General features: G+C 70.1%; 13 protein-coding genes. 10 read left to right on the top strand and 3 right to left on the bottom strand.

Annotation, left to right across the window (positions count from 1 at the left end):
* Positions 1-636: 636 nt before the first annotated feature.
* A complete protein-coding gene (locus MTE01_RS00825; protein ID WP_246077926.1) occupies positions 637-1815 on the bottom strand; it encodes an epoxide hydrolase family protein in 1179 nt (392 codons plus the stop codon).
* Positions 1816-1902: 87 nt separating this feature from the next.
* Between MTE01_RS00825 and MTE01_RS00820 the strand changes: the two genes are divergently transcribed.
* From MTE01_RS00820 to MTE01_RS00795, 6 genes are all read left to right on the top strand, one after another.
* Complete coding sequence (locus tag MTE01_RS00820; RefSeq protein WP_141375163.1) at positions 1903-2460, top strand: CGNR zinc finger domain-containing protein; 558 nt, start codon at positions 1903-1905, stop codon at positions 2458-2460.
* Between the two features lie 204 nt (positions 2461-2664).
* Positions 2665-3627: a DUF4393 domain-containing protein gene (locus tag MTE01_RS00815; RefSeq protein ID WP_141375161.1), complete on the top strand. Its 963-nt coding sequence runs from the start codon at positions 2665-2667 to the stop codon at positions 3625-3627.
* 181 nt (positions 3628-3808) lie between these two features.
* On the top strand, positions 3809-5215 hold the full coding sequence (locus tag MTE01_RS00810) for an MFS transporter (RefSeq protein ID WP_141375159.1): 1407 nt from the start codon (positions 3809-3811) through the stop codon (positions 5213-5215).
* A 4-nt stretch (positions 5216-5219) separates the two neighbouring features.
* Entirely contained in the window at positions 5220-7478 is a 2259-nt protein-coding gene (locus tag MTE01_RS00805) for a molybdopterin oxidoreductase family protein (RefSeq protein ID WP_246077925.1), read from the top strand.
* Entirely contained in the window at positions 7471-9036 is a 1566-nt protein-coding gene (locus tag MTE01_RS00800) for an FAD-dependent oxidoreductase (RefSeq protein ID WP_141375157.1), read from the top strand. The genes MTE01_RS00805 and MTE01_RS00800 overlap by 8 nt, the downstream gene beginning before the upstream one ends.
* A 189-nt stretch (positions 9037-9225) precedes the next feature.
* Positions 9226-9858, top strand: a complete 633-nt coding sequence (locus MTE01_RS00795; protein WP_141375155.1) for a LysE family translocator — start codon at positions 9226-9228, stop codon at positions 9856-9858.
* Between the two features lie 139 nt (positions 9859-9997).
* Here MTE01_RS00795 and MTE01_RS00790 read toward each other — a convergent pair whose 3' ends face one another.
* Positions 9998-11473: an FAD-dependent oxidoreductase gene (locus MTE01_RS00790; RefSeq protein WP_246077924.1), complete on the bottom strand. Its 1476-nt coding sequence runs from the start codon at positions 11471-11473 to the stop codon at positions 9998-10000.
* Between the two features lie 123 nt (positions 11474-11596).
* On the opposite strand from MTE01_RS00790, the gene MTE01_RS00785 reads away from it, so the two are divergent.
* The 4 genes from MTE01_RS00785 (at position 11597) to MTE01_RS00770 (ending at position 16553) form a co-directional block, all read left to right on the top strand.
* Entirely contained in the window at positions 11597-12265 is a 669-nt protein-coding gene (locus MTE01_RS00785) for a TetR/AcrR family transcriptional regulator (protein WP_103206670.1), read from the top strand.
* 502 nt (positions 12266-12767) lie between these two features.
* Positions 12768-14009 carry an acyl-CoA dehydrogenase family protein gene (locus MTE01_RS00780; protein WP_141375153.1) on the top strand — a complete coding sequence of 414 codons (1242 nt, stop codon included), beginning with the start codon at positions 12768-12770 and terminating at the stop codon, positions 14007-14009.
* A 318-nt stretch (positions 14010-14327) separates the two neighbouring features.
* Positions 14328-15506 (top strand): AI-2E family transporter, encoded by a 1179-nt coding sequence (locus MTE01_RS00775; protein WP_141375151.1) that lies wholly within the window; start codon positions 14328-14330, stop codon positions 15504-15506.
* A gap of 3 nt (positions 15507-15509) precedes the next feature.
* Positions 15510-16553, top strand: a complete 1044-nt coding sequence (locus MTE01_RS00770) for an ATP-dependent DNA ligase (protein ID WP_141375149.1) — start codon at positions 15510-15512, stop codon at positions 16551-16553.
* Between the two features lie 24 nt (positions 16554-16577).
* Here MTE01_RS00770 and MTE01_RS00765 read toward each other — a convergent pair whose 3' ends face one another.
* A complete protein-coding gene (locus tag MTE01_RS00765) occupies positions 16578-17855 on the bottom strand; it encodes an MFS transporter (RefSeq protein WP_170210572.1) in 1278 nt (425 codons plus the stop codon).
* Positions 17856-17882 lie beyond the last annotated feature (27 nt).

The raw sequence follows: 17882 nt of genomic DNA, 5'->3' as shown, positions 1-17882 counted from the left end.
CGTGACAGGTCGCACGACTTCCCTCTCTCTGACACAAAACGTTCACAGGTAATGTTACCTGGTAACGATATGTTCCACCGGCGACGCGGATGACGCGGACCACTGCGGGTCGTTAACTTCTGCCCTCAGGCCTACTCGCGGGAATGGGGCTTCGCCGGATCCGGATGCCGCACAGTCGCTGCCTCGATCACGATGCGGTTCCCATCGATGACGCCCGGCCCGCGGTCAGGTGTCGGGGTGGGAACCGGCGTCGACTGCTCGACCTCCCACACCACCCGCGTCTCCGCCGCCGACGGACGCCACACGTCGTCGAAGCCCAGCGTTCCTCCGGCCGGGCGGACGCGTTGGCCGCGTCGGCGTCGCCCCCGAAAGGCAACCCAGAGACCCCAGCGCCCCACACCATGAGCAGCATGAAGACTGGGGGGATGCGCCAGGTGACAGCGGCACCGATCATGTTGTCACGCTTGGCCGCGGCGTCTTCGTCTCACACCGCAAGCTCCGCGACGACTCCTCCTACGGGAAGCGGCCGATCGAGATGCGCCTGGGGAACCGCGACCGACAAGCTATCCGACCAGGCATCGCGATACGCATCGACGACGCGGCTCGAGGGTGGGGCACGATCAGGCTCGCAACGCCTCACCGCGACGCCGCCAGCACCGCCACCAACCCCTCCCGCAGGTCGCGCACGAACTCCCCCGGCATCTCCAACGCGGGAAAGTGGCCACCCGCCTCGGGTGCCCGCCATCGCACGATGTGGCGAAACCGCTCCTCCGCCCAGGACCGCGGGTGCTTCTCGATGTCGTGCGGGTACGTCGTAAGGGCCGCGGGCACCGCCACCCGCAGGTCGGGGTCGAGCGACTGGTGACTCTCGAAGTAGATTCGCGCCGCTGACGCGCCGCTCGCCGTGAGCCAGTACAAGGTCACGTTGTCGAGGAAGCGGTCGCGCGAGATGGTCTCGAACGGCGAGTCGAGCGTGTCGCTCCACTCGAAGAACTTCTCAAGGATCCACGCGAGCAGCCCGACGGGCGAGTCGACTAGGGAATACCCGATCGTCTGCGGCGCGGTTGCCATGACCTTCGCGTAAGCGAGACGGTTCCTCCCGAAGGCGCGGGTGTGCTCGACCCACTGCCGTTCGGTGTCGTCGAGCCCGTCGAGACGGAGGCCGGGCGGCGCGCTCGGCATGGTCGTGTGGATGCCGATGACGTGCTCCAGAAACCGACCACCGAGCACGATGGTGACCGGCCCGCCCCAATCGCCGCCGTGGGCGAGGAACCGGTCGTAGCCGAGCCGGCGCATGAGCTGGACCCACGCGGCCGCGATGCGCTCGGTGCCCCATCCCTCTTCGGCGGGTTTGTCGGAGTAGCCGTACCCCGGCAGCGACGGCACGACGACGTGGAACGCCGGGGCACCGGCATCCTGAGGTTCGGAGAGCTCGTCGATGACGTCGACGAACTCGGCGACGCTCCCCGGCCAGCCGTGGGTCAGGACGAGCGGGGTGGCATCCGGCCGCGGCGAACGGCGGTGGAGGAAATGGATGCCGAGCCCGTCGATGACCGTGCGGAACTGGCCGATCTCGTTGAGCCTGCGCTCGAACGGCAGCCAGTCGTACCCGGTTCGCCAGTACTCGATGAGCTCGACGATGTCGGCGAGGGGCGGGCCTTGCTCCCACCGATCGCGGCCTCGCGCGTCGTGGGGTGTCGTTGCGCGTTCAGGGAGTCGCGTCGAGGTCAGGCGTGCGCGCAGCGCGGCGAGGTCCTCGTCGGTGGTGTGCGCCTCGAAGCGCTCGATCCGGTCCGTCGTCATCTGGTCGCTCATCGATGCTCCTCGTCGACCGGCGGATGGAACCGGCTATGACGGTTCTATCACCTTCGCCGACAAAGCGGAACCGCCTATGCTGGTTCCATGACTGCTCGCGACCCGGAGTTTCGTCTCGGTTCCGTGCTCGCCACCACCTTCACGGGGACGCTCACGGAACGGTTCGGCGCACCCGTGGAACGCATCCCGACCCCCGCACGTCTCGCGGATTGGCTGCGGGAGGTGGACCTCGCGGTCGATGCGTGCTCGCCCGCCGACCTCGCCGCCGCGGTGGAGCTGCGCGAGGCCATTCATATCGCGGCGTCGGCTCAGGCCGTCGGGCAGCCGCGCCCTCGCGACGCCGTCGAGGTCATCAACGGGTTCAGCGCACGCGGCGGCGCCGTGGCGGTGCTCGCCGAGGACGGCCACCGGCGATGGTTCCTCGGGCAGCCCGCGACCGTCGCGGCAGCCCTCGGGGTCGTGGCCGCCGACGCCATCGAGATCCTCGCCGGCGTGCGCCCCGGCACCCTCGCGCTCTGCGCCTCTCCCACCTGCCGCGCGGGGTTCTTCGACACCAGTCGCGGCCGCACGCGCCGGTGGTGCGACATGAACACGTGCGGCAACCACGAGAAGAAGGCGCGGTTGCGGGCGCAGCGGGGTGAGTAGCCACACCAAGGGCTGAACTCCGCGACCTCATTGAGCGCCGAACCAGCCACCGTGCTGTTTCTTGACCACGCACATCTCGCGGCATCGACTTCAGCCGACGACGCCTGAGACGGAGCCTCAAGCCAAGCCAGGCCAGACTCGCGCGCCACACGAACCACCGCAATGAGACGTTTGTGAGTCTCGCAGTTGAGTTAGTCTCGCCCAATGACAGGACTTGAAGCGGCAGCCGGGGCGGCTGCACTGGGAGCCGCCAAGAGCACGACCGAACTCGCAATGCGTTCTGCCCGCGAAATCCGAAAGAGCGAACAGCAAGCACTTTTGGAGGCGGCGAAGCAAACTGAGGAATTCAAAGCCGCAGCACGCCTGAAGGGTCAGAAGATGGCCATTAAGGAGGCAATGAGCCTAATCATCATGCGCCCACTCGCTGGCATAATGGGGATCTCGCGGACGTACTTCGAGACCGAGTTCTCCTCAGATTACGCCGCCAAGATAGAGGATGTACCCGACGAGGACCTACAAACACCAAAGGCGTCAATCGCTGGCCCCGTTTTCGAGGGACTCTCTTACTCTTTGGATGAGCCCGTTCTTAAACAGATGTACCTCGAGCTGCTGGCCACGGCGTCAAACGCGCGCTCTGCAAATTGGGCACACCCCTCTTTCGCCCAAATAGTTCGGGAGCTAACGTCTGACGAAGCGATATACCTTCGAGACCTTCTGGGGCATAACGCTAGAACCACACCGATTGTCCAGTTCAAACGAGTCTTCGACCCTGCCGGCGGATACAATATTATCCGAACCCACGTGCTCAACACCGAGTCGCAAGATGGGCTTCCTGTCGCGGACCCTATGACGCCTACTTATGTCGACAACTGGGTGCGACTGAAGCTCGTTACAGTGGACTACACCAGATCGCTTACGGCTGACGGCGCTTACGACTGGCAGGAAAAGCGGCCAGAACGAGCAGCGGCACAGGCCGCCGTCGAAGCGATGCTAAATGCTCCAAACTTTCAGGAGATCGGGGGAGCCAGAGGCATTACCGGAGCACATCTGGACTATGACAAAGGGATTATCACCGCCACGGATTTTGGTGACAAGTTCGCTGCTGCCGTAGGGATGCAGGACACCAGCCTCACGACGCCCACCGCTAACGGCACCGAGGATGGTTGAAGTGGTGAGTGTTTCGTGTTTGTAACTCGTGTCTCTCGGTGGGAACTCTTTCGGGTGAAAGAACCGTTACCTCCCCGCCCCTCCCGACGCCCTCCCGGGTAACGCCCCCTCCCTACGCTGGCGGCACGCCCCGCCCATGCGAGGCGCTGCACCTCCCCCGCATCGCCCACCGGAGGACCCCGTGACCGTCACCGACCCGCGCCCCGAAACCGCAACGCCGCCCGCGGCCGCAACGCCGGCCCAAACAGCCCAGGCCGACGCAACCCTGACCCACCGCTCCGGCCGCTGGATCGACAACTGGAACCCCGAGAACCCCACCCAGTGGGCCAACGAGGGCAAGGCCATCGCCTCCCGCAACCTGCGGTGGTCGATCTTCGCCGAGTTCCTCGGCTTCGTCGTCTGGCAGCTGTGGTCGGTCGTCGTCGTCTCGCTGCCGGCGGCGGGCTTCCAGCTCTCCACCGGTGAAATCTTCTGGCTCATCTCCATGCCGAGCTTGGTGGGCGCGACGCTGCGCATCCCCTACACCTTCATGGTCCCGCGCTTCGGCGGCCGCAACTGGACGATCGTCTCGGCCGGCCTCCTGCTCATCCCGAGCATCGGCCTCGCCATCGCGGTGTCGAACCCCCAGACGCCCTTCGGCCTCCTGCTCCTGATCGCCGCGTTCGCCGGCTTCGGCGGCGGCAACTTCGCCAGCTCCATGTCGAACATCACGTTCTTCTACCCCGCCGCGCAGAAGGGCTACGCCCTCGGACTCAACGCCGCCGGCGGCAACCTCGGCGCCTCGGTCGCGCAGTTCGTCGTCCCCATCGTCATCACCGTCGGCGCCGCAGCGACCCTCAACCTGCCGCTCGCTGGCCTCATCTGGGTGCCGCTGATCCTCGTCGCGATGGTCGGCGCCTACCTCCGCATGGACAACCTCTCCGCCGCGAAGGCCGACATCACGGCATCCCTCGCCGCTCTCAAAGAGCCACACATGTGGGTGCTCTCGCTCCTCTACATCGGCACCTTCGGCTCGTTCATCGGCTTCGCGGGCGTCTTCCCGAAGCTGCTCGCCGACACGTTCCCCGACTTCAAGGGCTTCACGATCGGCACCGCCACCGTCACCCTCGCGTTCATGGGTGCGCTTGTCGGCTCGCTCGCCCGCCCCTACGGCGGCAAGCTCGCCGACCGCTTCGGCGGCACCGTCATCACGATCGGCGCCTTCACGGTCATGGGGCTCGGCATCCTGAGCGTGATCCTCACCCTGCCGATGCAGAACTTCGCGATCTTCCTGCTCTGCTTCCTCGTGCTGTTCGCGGCGGCGGGCATCGGCAACGGCTCGACCTACCGCATGATCCCGACGATCTTCGCCCTCAAGGCCAACGGCGGAATCGGCGCGCAGCGCAAGGCGGCCGCGGCCCTCGGCCTCATCTCGGCGATCGGCGCGTACGGCGGATTCTTCATCCCGCAGCTGCTCGGCTTCTCGAAGACGACGTTCGGCTCGTACACCCCCGCCCTCGGCTGGTTCGCCCTCGCCTACGTGGCCTTCCTCGCCCTCACCGCGGGCGTGTACCTCCGCCTGTCAAAGAAGACCGGAACGCGGATCTGACCCCATGAGCTCCGCCGACACCCACTGCCCCTACTGCGCATTGCAGTGCGCCATGACCGTCAGCCACGCGGGCTCCACGACGGTCACCGGCCGCGACTTCCCCACCAACCGGGGAGGACTCTGCGCCAAGGGCTGGACGTCGGCGGAGCTCCTGGCATCCCCCCAACGACTCCGGATGCCGTTGACCCGGCAGCCCGACGGAACCCTCGCCGAAACCACCTGGGATGAGGCACTGGATGCCGTCGCCGCGGCGTTCCGCGACACGAAAGCCGCGCACGGAGCCGACGCGAATGCCATCTTCGGCGGCGGCGGATTGACCAACGAGAAGGCGTACCAGCTCGGCAAGTTCGCCCGCGTCGCGCTCGGCACCTCGCGCATCGACTACAACGGCCGGTTCTGCATGTCGTCGGCCGCGGCGGCATCCAACAGGGCCTTCGGGATGGATCGGGGCCTCCCCTTCCCCGTCGCCGACCTCGACGAAGCACAAACGATCCTGCTGCTCGGCTCGAACGTCGCCGCGACCATGCCGCCGTTCCTCGCGCACCTCGCCGGAGCGCGCGCCGCGGGCGGCCTGATCGTCGTCGACCCCCGCCGCTCCGCCACCGCGCGCCTCGCCGAGGACGGCGCCGGAACCCACTTGCAACCCGCTCCCGGCACCGACCTGCCCCTGCTGCTCGGACTCACGCACATCGCCCTCGCCGAGGGCCTCGCCGACCGCGCGTATATAGAGGAGCGCACGACGGGGTTCGATGCCCTCCGCCGCTCGGTCAGCGCGTGGTGGCCGGAGCGCACCTCGTCCACCACCGGCATCCCGGTCGCTCAGCTCCGCGAGACCGCTCGCCGGCTCGCCGCGGGCGGCGCGTACGTCCTCACCGGACGCGGCGTCGAACAGCACGTCGACGGCACCGCCACCGCGACCGCCGCGATCAACCTCGCGCTCGTGCTCGGCCTCGTCGGCCGCGAGGGCTCGGGCTACGGCACCCTCACCGGCCAGGGCAACGGCCAGGGCGGGCGCGAGCACGGCCAGAAGGCCGACCAACTGCCCGGCTACCGCTCCATCCGCGACCCCGAAGCCCGACGGCACGTCGCCGGGGTGTGGGGCGTCGATCCCGACGAGATTCCGGATGCCGGCGTCCCGGCCACCGCCCTCCTCGGCGAGCTGGGCGGGCCGGTGAAGACGCTGCTCGTCGCGGGGTCGAACGTCGTGGTGTCGGCACCCGACGTGGATGCTGTGCGTTCGCGACTGAAAGCCCTGGACACCCTCATCGTGTGCGACTTCTTCCTCTCCGAGACGGCGGAGCTCGCCGACATCGTGCTCCCCGTACTGCAATGGGCTGAGGAGGAGGGCACGATGACCTCGCTCGAGGGTCGCGTGATCCGCCGCCGGCGCGCCCTGCCCGGACCCGAGGGCGCCCGCAGCGAGCTGTGGATCATGGCCGAGATCGCGCGGCGTCTGGGCGCGGCATCCACGTGGTCGATCGATCCGGCCGAGGTCTTCGACGAGCTCGCCCGCGCCTCCGAGGGCGGCATCGCCGACTACTCCGGCCTCTCGCACGCGCTGCTCGACACCGGCGTCGAGGCGTACTGGCCCTACCGCTCGTCGGGCACACCGCGTCCGTTCGCGGAGCATTTCGCCCACGCCGACGGCCGCGCGCGGCTCGTCCCCGTCGAGGCGACTCCCCCGACCCCGACCGACCGCGGCGCCGATCTCACCCTCACCACCGGCCGATACCTGCAGCAGTACCAGTCGGGAACCCAGACCCGCCGCGTGACCGAGCTCCACAAGGCCCGCCCCGAGGCGCGGCTCGAGATCCATCCGGCGACGGCGTCGCGTCTCGGCATCCGCGACGGAGTCCTCGTCGCCGTCTCGAACGAGCGCGGCACCGTGCGCGCGCGGGCGAGCGTGACCACGGATATCCGCCACGACACGGTGTTCTTGCCGTTCCACTACGCGGGCGACGAGTGCGCCAACCGGCTGACCGAGGCGATCGTCGACCCGACGTCGGCCATGCCCGAGTTCAAGCGCACGCGGGTTCAAGTGAAGGCAATCCCGGATGCCACGACCCCGGCACCTCATCACATCGCGGCTTCGCCGGTCGTCGTGGCGGAGCATCAGGGCGTGGCTCCCCCGCTCGTCGGAGTCGCGGGAGGAGCGGCGCCGGGCGTGCTGATAACGAGCGCGACGTCGCCGAGCGCGCCTTTGCCGAGCAGCCTGTCGCCGAGCACCCCGTCGTCGAGCACGGAGGAGGAGACCCATGTCTGAGCGTGTGGTGCTGGTGGGCTACGGTCCCGTGGGGGCGAGGCTGATCGAGGGCCTCCTGCCCGCCGTGCGCGAGGGGCGGATCGACCTCACCGTCATCGGCGCCGAACAGCACGACGTCTACAACCGCGTGCTGCTCGCAGAATATGCCGTCGGGCGCATGAACCGAGAAGGGCTCGACCTGGGCGATCGCCGCGTCGCCGAAGATGCCGGGGTCCGGTTCGTGCTCGGGACGACGGTAGTCGGCGTCGACCGCGACCTCCGGGTGGTGCGCCTGCACGATGGCATCCGGATTCCCTACGACCGACTCGTGCTCGCCACCGGCGCGCGGGCGAACGTGCCGACGCTCGCGGGACTCGAGCGGGCGCAGCGGCATCGGTCCGCGCGGCCGGCGCTGCCGTCTGAACTCGACCACGGTGCGGCGGCATTGCCGCGGGGCGTCGTGGCCCTGCGCGATCTCGCCGACGCCGAGCACGTGCGCGCAGCGGTCTCGGCGGGTCAGCGCATCGTCGTGCTCGGCGCGGGAGTGCTCGGCATGGAACTCGCCCTCGCCGCCGCCGAGGCAGGCGCCGAGGTGGTCGTGGCGTATCACTCCGCCGCGCCGATGAACCGGACGCTCGATGAGAACGGCGGACGCGTGCTCGCCGCCGCGGCGAGCGCCGTGGGCATCGAGATGATGCACCACGCGCGCGCCGAAAGCATCGTGCAGCGCTACGACGACCACGGTCAGGCCTGGTTCGACGGGCTCGTCTGCGCCGACGGCAAAGTGCTCGCCGGTGACCTGCTCGTGCTGTCGTGCGGGGTCGGGGCACGGACGGAAATCGCCTCGCTCGCGGGTCTCGCCACCTCGGCCGGCGTGCTCGTCGACGGATCGTCGCGCTCGTGGACCGACCCGAACGTCTTCGCGATCGGCGACTGCGCGCACGTCGCCGACCCCGCCGACACCGGTCCCGACGGACGCGTGCCCGGCGGACCGAGCGGACTCATCGGCCCCGGTTGGCGGCAGGCCGACCGACTCGCGGCGCTGCTGTCGTCGGGTGTCGAGGCGCCCGCACCGGTCGAGCGCCCCGGTGTCGTGATGCTCAAAGCCGAGGGGATCGACGTGGTCGCCGGGGGCGCGGTCGACGCCGACCCCTTCTCTCACGCACCCGGATGCCACGACCCCCAGGTCACGCTCTGGGCCGACCCCGCGCGGGGCGCGTACGTGAAGCTCGTCACTGTCGAGGGGGTGCTGACCGGCTTCGCCGCGGTCGGGATGCCGCGCACCGGCGCCGAGCTGACCCTGCTGTTCGAGCGCGGGTCGGAGCTGCCCGCCGACCGCTCATCGCTGCTGCGCCTCGACGCCGCGGATGCCGGAATGCCCGCCGCCGGCGACCCCTTCGCCGCGGACGCCACCGTGTGCTGGTGCAACGGCGTCAGCGCCGGGGCGATACGCGAGGCGGCCGCGGCGGGCGAACCCACGGTCGCGTGCGTGAAGGCCGCGACCCGTGCCGGCACCGGCTGCGGCGGCTGCGTCGGCCGGATCACGGAGCTGCTGGCGCGGGAGGGCGTTCCGGTGTGAGGCCGCGGCCGCCAGGTCCGGCGGCCTCGGCGGCGGCGGGTCGCGGCGGCGGCCGGGCCGAACTCGTGAGAAACCGCGTGATCACCCCCACTGAACGCGTCCGCGGCCACCGCCATCCTGAATCTCAGGAGTTCGGCCCGCCCCGACGCGCGATACCGTCCCGAAACGCGACGGCAGTACAGTTCACGCATGCCTCCGATCGAGAACGTGCTGGCGTTCGTCGCCGCGTCGGTCATCATCATCGTCATCCCGGGTCCGAGCGTGCTCTTCGTGATCGGGCGTTCGATCGCGCTCGGCCGCCGCGCGGGCGTGCTGAGCGTCGTCGGCAACGCGCTCGGTACCGTGCCGGCGGTGCTCGCGGTGGCCTTCGGCGTCGGGGCGATCGTCGCGTCGTCGATCGTCGCCTTCACGATCCTGAAGATCGTCGGGGCCATCTATCTCGTGTGGCTCGGCATCCAGGCCATCCGTCACCGCCACGCTCACGTCGCCGGGGCGACGCGCGGGCCCTCGTCGTCGTGGACCCTGCTGCGTCAGGGTTTCGTCGTGGGATTGACCAACCCGAAGACGATCGCGTTCTTCGTCGCGGTGCTGCCGCAGTTCGTCGACCCGCACGCGGGGGCGGTGTGGCTGCAGCTGCTCGTTCTCGGCCTGACGTTCCAGATCATGGCGCTCACCTGCGACAGCGTGTGGGCCCTGGCCGCCGGCACCGCCCGCGAGTGGTTCGCCCGGTCGCCGAACCGAATCTCGACCCTGTCGGGAACCGGCGGGGTCATGATGATCGGTCTCGGCGGCGCGCTCGCGTTGTCGGGTGCGAAGAGCTGACCGGCCGAAGAGCTGACTCTGGCGGTCGTCCAGGTGGCGGCCGTCGGGACGGCAACTGGCTGACGACTCCGCGTCAGCCTGCAACCGGTTTGTCAGCGAGATGCCGTCTCGGCGCGGCCGAGCCGAGCCCCGTGCGACCTCAGCGCACGCCCAGATCTGCGGATGCCGCGCCCTCGAGCCGCGTCCCGTCCGGGGCGTAGCGCGAGCCGTCGACGGGGCTGTCCCACGAGCGTTCCGCGTCGTTCCAGGTCAGCGGAGCCGGGGCGACCACCGCGCGCGTCTCTCCCTCGATCGTCGACACCGCCGCGGTCCGTAGTCCCTGCCGCGACACCAGCCCGGCGCCCTCGGCGGGCCGCTTGACCGGTGCGGGTGCCGCCGCGGCGAACGCCCCCGCCGCCACGCCCGCCCGACGGGCCGCTTCGCCGATGCCGCGGCCGAGATCGGCGGGAACCGTCATGCGCGTGCCGATCGTGCGTATCCACTGCGGCCGGTCGCTGCGCGAGACCCCGCGGATCTCGTCGCTCAACCGCATCGCGGCGGCCGGGGCGTTGGTCAGGCCCCACCCGGCGTAGCCGGTGGCGAAGCGCAGGCGCCCGAGGCCCCTCGGCATCCCTCCGACGAAGGGCACGAGGTTGTGCGACTGGTAGTCCTGTCCCGACCAGCGGGCGATCTCGGCTCCCACGGGGAGCGTACGACGGGCCCACGCGGCGAGGCCTTCGGCGAGCGCGACCTCCGAGGGTGCGGAGCCGACCGGATGCCGTGCCCCGGTCACCAGCAGCACCCCGCGCCCGAACGACGACGGTGCGGCGACGACGCTGCGCCCGTCGGCGCCGACCTCGCTCCACATGCCGCCGGGGGCCTCGGCATCCCCCTCCATCTCGAACGCGATCGCCCACGACCGCAGCGCGCGGGTCTTGAGGTCGTACAGGCCGCGGCGCGTGATGGGCGTGCCGGTGGCGAGCACGACGGTGTCGCCGAAGATCGTGCCGTGGTCGGTGTCGACGCGGCCGGAGGGAAGAGCGCGGACGTCGGTCACGCGGACGCCCGTGTGCAGCGTCGCCCCGGCCGCGAGTGCCGCCTCGGCGAGAGAGCGCGAGAGGGCGACGGGGTCGAGGGCGAGCTGGTCGTCGAGGGCGAGGGCGCGCACGGGGGTGCGTCCGCCGAGGTCGCCGGGGGCGTCTTCACGGATCGGCAGCCCGGCCTCGCGTGCGGCATCGCGGACGGCGTCGAGCGCCGGGTCGGTCGAGAGTCCCCGGCCGAACGTGAAGGCGGTGCGGCGGTCGGCAGCGGCTCCCGCACGCTCGGCGAGCCACTCCTGCCCCGCGCGGTTCGCGTCGACGTACGCCTTCACGAGTCCGGCGGGGTGGTGTGCGCGCAGCGCCGCGAGGGTCGTCCCCTGCAGAAGGGATGCCATCCCCACCGACGCCCCGGTCGCCCCCTGCCCCACGGGGCCCGCGTCGACGATCGCGACATCGACCCCCGCCTCGGCGAGCATCACGGCGATCGACAGGCCGGTGATCCCGGCTCCGACGATGACGACGTCGTGCCGGGCATCGGGTGCGAACGGCGTCCCGTCGACGGACGTCTGGTCTCTGTGCCACAGGGAGGAGATCATGCATTCATCCCATCGCGGGCGTGGGGGTCTCGGCATCCGGTTGCCTCCGCCGCCCCGATCATCTACGGACCGCCCCGCGTAACCCGACCCCGCGCGACGGCGGGCCGCGGATAGGCTCGGGGCGTGACCGACAGCGCCGCCCCCTCGAGCCGGACGGCCGTCGTGTCCGCGGCCATCGACCTCTTCGTCGAGCACGGCTACGACCAGACCTCGGTCGAGCAGATCGCACAGGCGGCCGGGGTATCGCGGTCGACGTTTTTCCGGCAGTTCGGCGGCAAAGAAGACGTGGTCTTCGCCGACCACGAGGTGCTGCTCACCGAGACGCGCGCGTACCTCGACCAACCGCACGACGACCCGTGGGCCGCCGTCTGCGAGGCATCGGTGCGGGTGTTCCGGCACTTCGCCGCCGACCCCGAGGTCGCGCGGCGCCGTTACGCGATCGTGCGGCAGATCCCGGGCCTGCGCGACCGCGAGATCGTGACGGTGTTCCGCTACGAACGCCTCTTCGACGAATACCTGCGCGAGGCGCTCCCCGGCCTCGACCCCCTGGATGCCGTCGGCTTCGCGGCCTCGGTCACGGCGGTGCACAACCACGTGCTGCGCCGGCTGATGCGGGGGGCTCGGGTGCCGGCATCCGTTCTCCGTCGCGCCCTCGACGACGTGCTGCGCCGTTACGGTGTGCACCCCGACGGCGACGACGCTGCCGGCGACGACCTGATCGTCGCGGCCTTCCCCCGCCGCATGCCCGCCGCGGAGGTCACGCGGCGCCTGCGCGGGGCTCTCGGCGACTGACGCGCGGGGCTCGCGGGGCCGCCTTCGCGGGCCCGCTCACCCGCCCGTCGCGTGCCCGCCCGCCCCTGCCCTCGCGTGCCCGCCCGCCGCCCCACCCGTTGAGTGTCCACAACACCCGGACGTTGCGAAAAATCGTCCGGGTGTTGTGGACACTCAACGTCCAATCACGCACCGCCATCGCGGGACGGGGCCCCTGCGTTGAGTGTCCAAAACACCCGGACGTTCTGAAAAACCTTCCGGGTGTTGTGGACACTCAACCTCCCGATCACCCAACACCATCGCGGGGCACGACCCCCGCGTTGAGTGTCCAAGACACCCGGACGTTCCAGAAAAGCATCCGGGTGTCGTGGACACTCGACGTCGAAGCGGGCCCGGTCATCACGGGGCGCGCGACACGGCGCCGCGCGCACCCGGGCGCCCACCCGCGCACCCATCCGAGCGTTCGCCGCGAGTCCACTCCGAAGCGTGACACCCAGTACCAACATGCGCGATACTGGGAACCATGACCATCGACGCCGATGCCCACACGCTCCCCGGAGAGCGCGTCGCCCGCTACGACCTGCTCGGCCGCCGCGACACCGACTACTACGCGGTGTTCGCCGACATCCCCGACGCCGACCGCGCCGTCTGGGACACCGCCAAGGCCTTCGCCGACGAGGTCGGCACGCGCATGCAGGGCGAATGGGATGCCGCGAGCTACCCGATCGACCTCGTGCAGCGCATGGGTGAGCTCGAGCTGTTCACCGACGGCATCGAGCACCCCGAGCTCCCGTACACCTCACCGCTGGCCGCGGGCCTGGTCAACATGGAGATCTCGCGCCACGACGGCTCCCTCGCCACAGCGCTCGCCGTGCAGGGCGGACTCGCGCTGCGGACGCTCGCGTTCTACGGTTCGCCCGAGCAGCAGGAGCGGTGGCTGAAGCCCCTCGCCGACGGCACCGTGCTCGGCGCCTTCGCGCTGACCGAGCCCGACCACGGGTCCGACTCCGTCTCGCTCGAGACCACGGCGACCCGCACCGACGACGGCTGGTCGCTCAGCGGCACGAAGAAGTGGATCGGCAATGGTGCCTCCGGCGGCATCACCTTCGTGTGGGCCCGCGTCGAGAACGAGGGCGGCGACGACCACGGCAACGTTCGCTGCTTCCTCGTCGAGCAGGGCACCCCGGGCTACACGGGCACCGTCATCACCGGAAAGGTGTCGCTCCGCGGCATCCACCAGGCTCACATCGCGATGGACGGCGTGCGTCTTCCCGCGGATGCCGTGCTGCCCGGCGCTCACACCTTCAAGGACGCGTCGGTCGTGCTGTTCGCCACCCGCTCGGGTGTGGCCTGGTCGGCGCTCGGTCACGCGACCGCCTGCTACGAGATCGCGCGGACGTATGCCACCGAGCGCATGCAGTTCGGAAAGCCCCTCGCGAAGTTCCAGATGGTGCAGGAGCGCCTCGCGCAGATGCTCGACGAGCTCACCGCCATGCAGCTGTACTGCCGCCGTCTCGCCGACCTCGAGTCGTCGGGCGGTCTGCGTCCCACCCAGGCGTCGCTCGCGAAGTACCACAACACCCGCGCCGCGCGCCGGGTCGCGGCGATCGCCCGCGACCTGCTCGGCGGCAACGGCATCCTGCTCGAGAACGGCGTCATGCAGCACATGGCCGACATCGAGGCCATCCACACGTACGAGGGCACCGAGAGCGTCCAGGCCCTCTTGCTCGGCCGCGACATCACCGGAATGAGCGCGTTCGTCTGATCCCGGATGCCGCATCCCCGGCACCCTGATCCGATCGAGGTGGCCGAGCTCGTGCGATCCCGGACGCGGGCACCCCGGCACTCTGATCTGATCGACCTCACCAAGCTCGTGCGATCCCGGATGCCGGGACGCGGCGCCCCGATCCCCTCCGAGCGGGCACCGGTCACCGCCTCGGGCGACGTCGCGGCCCGGTCGACCGTGAACGGCGGGGCCGCGGCACGCGGTACGGCGCGGTTCCCGGTATCCGCCGCCCTATCCGGCACCCCGGCACGGCGCAACCTCCGTCGCCATGTCGGAGGCCCCCGCTACCGTGTGCTCATGGGCCTGTTCTCTCGTCACCCCGCACCGCGCGACGCCGTCACCTCCGTCGCCGAGGCGGTCCAACCGCCGCCGAAGAGTCTTTGGGCCGACGGGTTCGGGCGCCTCGCCGTTCGCGCGGTGCAGATCATCGTCGTGGTGATCCTGGTCGCCGGTCTCATCTGGGGTATCCAGCAGGTGACACTCGTCATCATCCCCCTGATCCTGGCGCTCATCTTCGCTTCGGCGTTCGGTCCGGTCACCATGTGGATGCGGCGCAAGGGCGTGCCGGCGGTGCTGGCGACGTTGCTGACGCTGCTGGCTGTCGTCGTGGTGCTGAGCGCCCTGGGCTGGCTCGTGGTCAACGCGGTCATCGACCAGTGGCCGTACCTCAGTTCGCAGGCACAGAAGGGCTTCGAGCAGGCGCAGGACTGGTACCACACGCTCCCCTTCGCCATCTCGCCCGACCAGGTCAACCAGGCCGTGCAAGGCATTCAAGACTTCGTGACGAGCTCGCAGTTCGGCACCGGAGCTCTCGCCGGCGTCAGCGCGATCGCCTCGTTCGTCACGGGTTTCGTCCTGATGGTCGTCATCCTGTTCTTCTTCCTCAAAGACGGACCCCGCATGTGGGAGTTCGTACTCCGCCCCTTCCACGGTCGCGACTACGACCGCGCGCGCCGCATCGGCGACAAGACGGTGACCGTTCTCGGCTCGTACGTCCGCGGTACCGCCTCGGTCGCGGCCGTCGACGCGATCGGCATCGGCATCGGTCTCGCGGTCCTGCAGGTCCCGCTCGCCCTTCCGCTGGCCGTCCTGGTGTTCCTGCTCGCGTTCATCCCGATCGTGGGGGCCGTCACCGCCGGCATCCTGGCCGCGCTCGTCGCCCTCGTCACCAACGGATGGGTCGTCGCGCTGATCGTCGTCGGCATCGTCGTGCTCGTGAACCAGCTCGAGGGCAACTTCCTGCAGCCCGTGCTCATGGGCCGCTCGATGAAGCTGCACTCCTTCGTCGTGCTGGTCGTGCTGGCCGGCGGTACCGCGATCGGCGGCATCCTCGGCACCCTGCTCGCGGTCCCGCTGACCGCCGTCGTGTGGGGCATCATCACCGTCTGGAACGGCGACGACAAACCCGCGGAGTGGGCGCGACGCAAGAAGCGCCGCAACCCCGTGCCGCTGGCCGGGGGCGAGAGCACGGACTGACCCATGGGCTACGACATCCCCGCGCCGATGCTGGCGAAGTCGGTGCCCGAGGTGCCCGAGCACGCCAAGGTCGCGGGCGGCTTCAGCTACGAACCCAAATGGGACGGCTTCCGCGCGCTGGTGTCGTGGGACGGCACCGACGTCGAGATCGGCAGCCGCGGAGCCAAGCCCCTCACTCGGTACTTCCCCGAGCTGGTCGCGGCGTTCGCCGAGATCCTGCCCGAGCCGTGCCTGATCGACGGAGAGGTCGTGGTGGCCCGCGGCGCCGCCGGCCACCAGCGCCTCGATTGGGAAGCCCTGTCGCAACGGATCCACCCCGCGGCGTCGCGCGTGACCATGTTGTCCGAAGAGACGCCGGCGATGTTCATCGCCTTCGACCTGCTCGCGCGCGGCGACCGCGACCTGCAGCACGAGCCGTTCTCGGAACGCCGGGCGCAGCTCGAAGACCTGCTGGGCTCGGTGCCGCACCCGGTCCACGTCACCCGCACGACCGACGACCCCGACCTCGCGCGCCGGTGGCTCGCCGAGTTCGAGGGCGCGGGCCTCGACGGCGTGATCGCCAAGCCGCTCGCCCAGCCGTACGCGCCGAACAAGCGCACGATGTTCAAGATCAAGCACGCCCGCACCGCGGATGTGGTGGCACTCGGCTACCGCATCCACAAATCGGGCGAGGGCGTCGGATCGCTGCTCGTCGGCCTCTACGACGACGAGGGTCACCTGCACGGCGTTGGTGGCGTCTCCGCCTGGACGGACAAACGACGTAGAGAGCTGATCGACGAACTCGCTCCGCTGGTGGAGCGCGACGAAGACGGCGCCGCCGTGGTCGGCGAAACCGACCGCTCGCGCTTCTCGGCGTCGAAAGACGTGTCGTTCGTGCGGCTGCGCCCCGATCTCGTGCTCGAAGTGCGTTACGACCAGCTCGAGGGCATGCGCTTCCGCCACACCGTGCAGTTCGACCGCTGGCGCCCCGACCGCGATGCCCGCTCCTGCACGTTCACACAGCTCGAGACGGTGGCGTCGTACGACCTGGGCGACGTGCTCGACTGAGTCCGGCGGCTCCCGCACTGTCGCTCAGTCGGTGGGAGCGGCACCCCTTTCCCGCTCGGCCCGACGTGCGATCACGACGACCCCGGCAGCCGCCGCGGCGAACATCGCGGCGAGGATCGCCCACCCGCCCGTGCCGAGATCGATCGCCGTGAGCGTCACCACCACGGGGGCGATCATCGCGCCGACCGCGTATCCGGTGCCGTAGACACCCTGGTAGCTGCCCATGCGCTCCTGCGGGGCGAGGTCGAAGCTGAGGCTCCACCCCGCGGCGCTCGAGGTGATCTCGGCGAGGGAGTGCACGACCGCCGCGGCCAGCAGCACCACGATCACCGCGGCCACCGGACCCCCTCCCTCGCCCCCGATCCATCCGGCGCCCGCCCACAGCGCGCACGCCGCGACCATGAGCCACCCGGCCCTGCTCATCGCGCGTCCTGCCCCGGCGAAGGTCCCGGTCCCACGGCTCATCCGCACCTGCAGCAGGACCACGACGACCGTGTTGACCAAGAGCAGCGGGCTCACCACGACGTCGGGCGCGATCGTGTGGGCGACGACCCACAGCGGCACACCGATCTCGAACACACCGAACTGGATGCCGAACACCCCCATGAGAGCCGTCAACCACAAGAAGCGTGGGTCCCGATAGGGGCTACGACCGGCGACGGCGGGGGCATCCGGCGCGGGTTCGACGACGGAGAGGTCGACGCGGGCAGGATCGAGCCCCGCGACGAGCACGGCGGACACGAGGAAGAACGAGCCCGCGATCGTCATGGTCAGGTGGAAAGCGAACGGGGTGCCGAGGGCGAGCGGGATCGCCGCGACCGCGGTGCCGACCCCGATGCCGACGTTGGTCACGGTGCGCATGGCCGCGCGGATGCGTACGCGGTCGTCTCCGCGGAACGCCCGTCCGACGACGGCGGAGCGAACGCTCCCGCCGCCCTGCTGAGCGAGCAGGACGAGAGAGGCGACGATCACGAGCGAGGGCAGGTCGCCGACGAAGAGGTAGCCGATGAGCGCCGCGCCCTGCACGACGTGCAGCACGATCAGCATCATCCGCGCGCTGAAGCGATCCGAGAGGTGGCCGAAAACGAGCGAGCTGGCGACGCCCACCGCCCCGGCGACGGTCAGACCGATGCCGACCGTCACCGGCTCGAGCCCCACGATGAGCGTGAGGTACAGCGTCGTCAGGGTGAAGAAGGCACCGCGTCCGAGGGTGTCGACCAGGGTGATCGTGAGCAGGCGGCCCAGCGTCTTGTCCGTTTGCACGAGGGTTTTCAGGGGGACGGTGGGGATCGTGCTGGTCACGTCTCCATTGATCCAGGCGCCGGGATG

The sequence above is a fragment of the Microbacterium testaceum genome (assembly GCF_006539145.1).
GTDB classification, from domain to species: domain Bacteria; phylum Actinomycetota; class Actinomycetes; order Actinomycetales; family Microbacteriaceae; genus Microbacterium; species Microbacterium testaceum.
The sequence above is the reverse complement of the archived record's forward strand: the minus strand, read 5'-3'. Positions and strand labels throughout refer to the sequence as shown.

What these genes read in the sequence shown, in the direction of transcription:
- MTE01_RS00825 (WP_246077926.1), bottom strand. Translation starts at nt 1,815, where the DNA reads ATGAGCGACCAGATGACGACGGACCGGATCGAGCGCTTCGAGGCGCAC.
- MTE01_RS00820 (WP_141375163.1), top strand. Translation starts at nt 1,903, where the DNA reads ATGACTGCTCGCGACCCGGAGTTTCGTCTCGGTTCCGTGCTCGCCACC.
- MTE01_RS00815 (WP_141375161.1), top strand. Translation starts at nt 2,665, where the DNA reads ATGACAGGACTTGAAGCGGCAGCCGGGGCGGCTGCACTGGGAGCCGCC.
- MTE01_RS00805 (WP_246077925.1), top strand. Translation starts at nt 5,220, where the DNA reads ATGAGCTCCGCCGACACCCACTGCCCCTACTGCGCATTGCAGTGCGCC.
- MTE01_RS00800 (WP_141375157.1), top strand. Translation starts at nt 7,471, where the DNA reads ATGTCTGAGCGTGTGGTGCTGGTGGGCTACGGTCCCGTGGGGGCGAGG.
- MTE01_RS00795 (WP_141375155.1), top strand. Translation starts at nt 9,226, where the DNA reads ATGCCTCCGATCGAGAACGTGCTGGCGTTCGTCGCCGCGTCGGTCATC.
- MTE01_RS00790 (WP_246077924.1), bottom strand. Translation starts at nt 11,473, where the DNA reads ATGATCTCCTCCCTGTGGCACAGAGACCAGACGTCCGTCGACGGGACG.
- MTE01_RS00780 (WP_141375153.1), top strand. Translation starts at nt 12,768, where the DNA reads ATGACCATCGACGCCGATGCCCACACGCTCCCCGGAGAGCGCGTCGCC.
- MTE01_RS00775 (WP_141375151.1), top strand. Translation starts at nt 14,328, where the DNA reads ATGGGCCTGTTCTCTCGTCACCCCGCACCGCGCGACGCCGTCACCTCC.
- MTE01_RS00770 (WP_141375149.1), top strand. Translation starts at nt 15,510, where the DNA reads ATGGGCTACGACATCCCCGCGCCGATGCTGGCGAAGTCGGTGCCCGAG.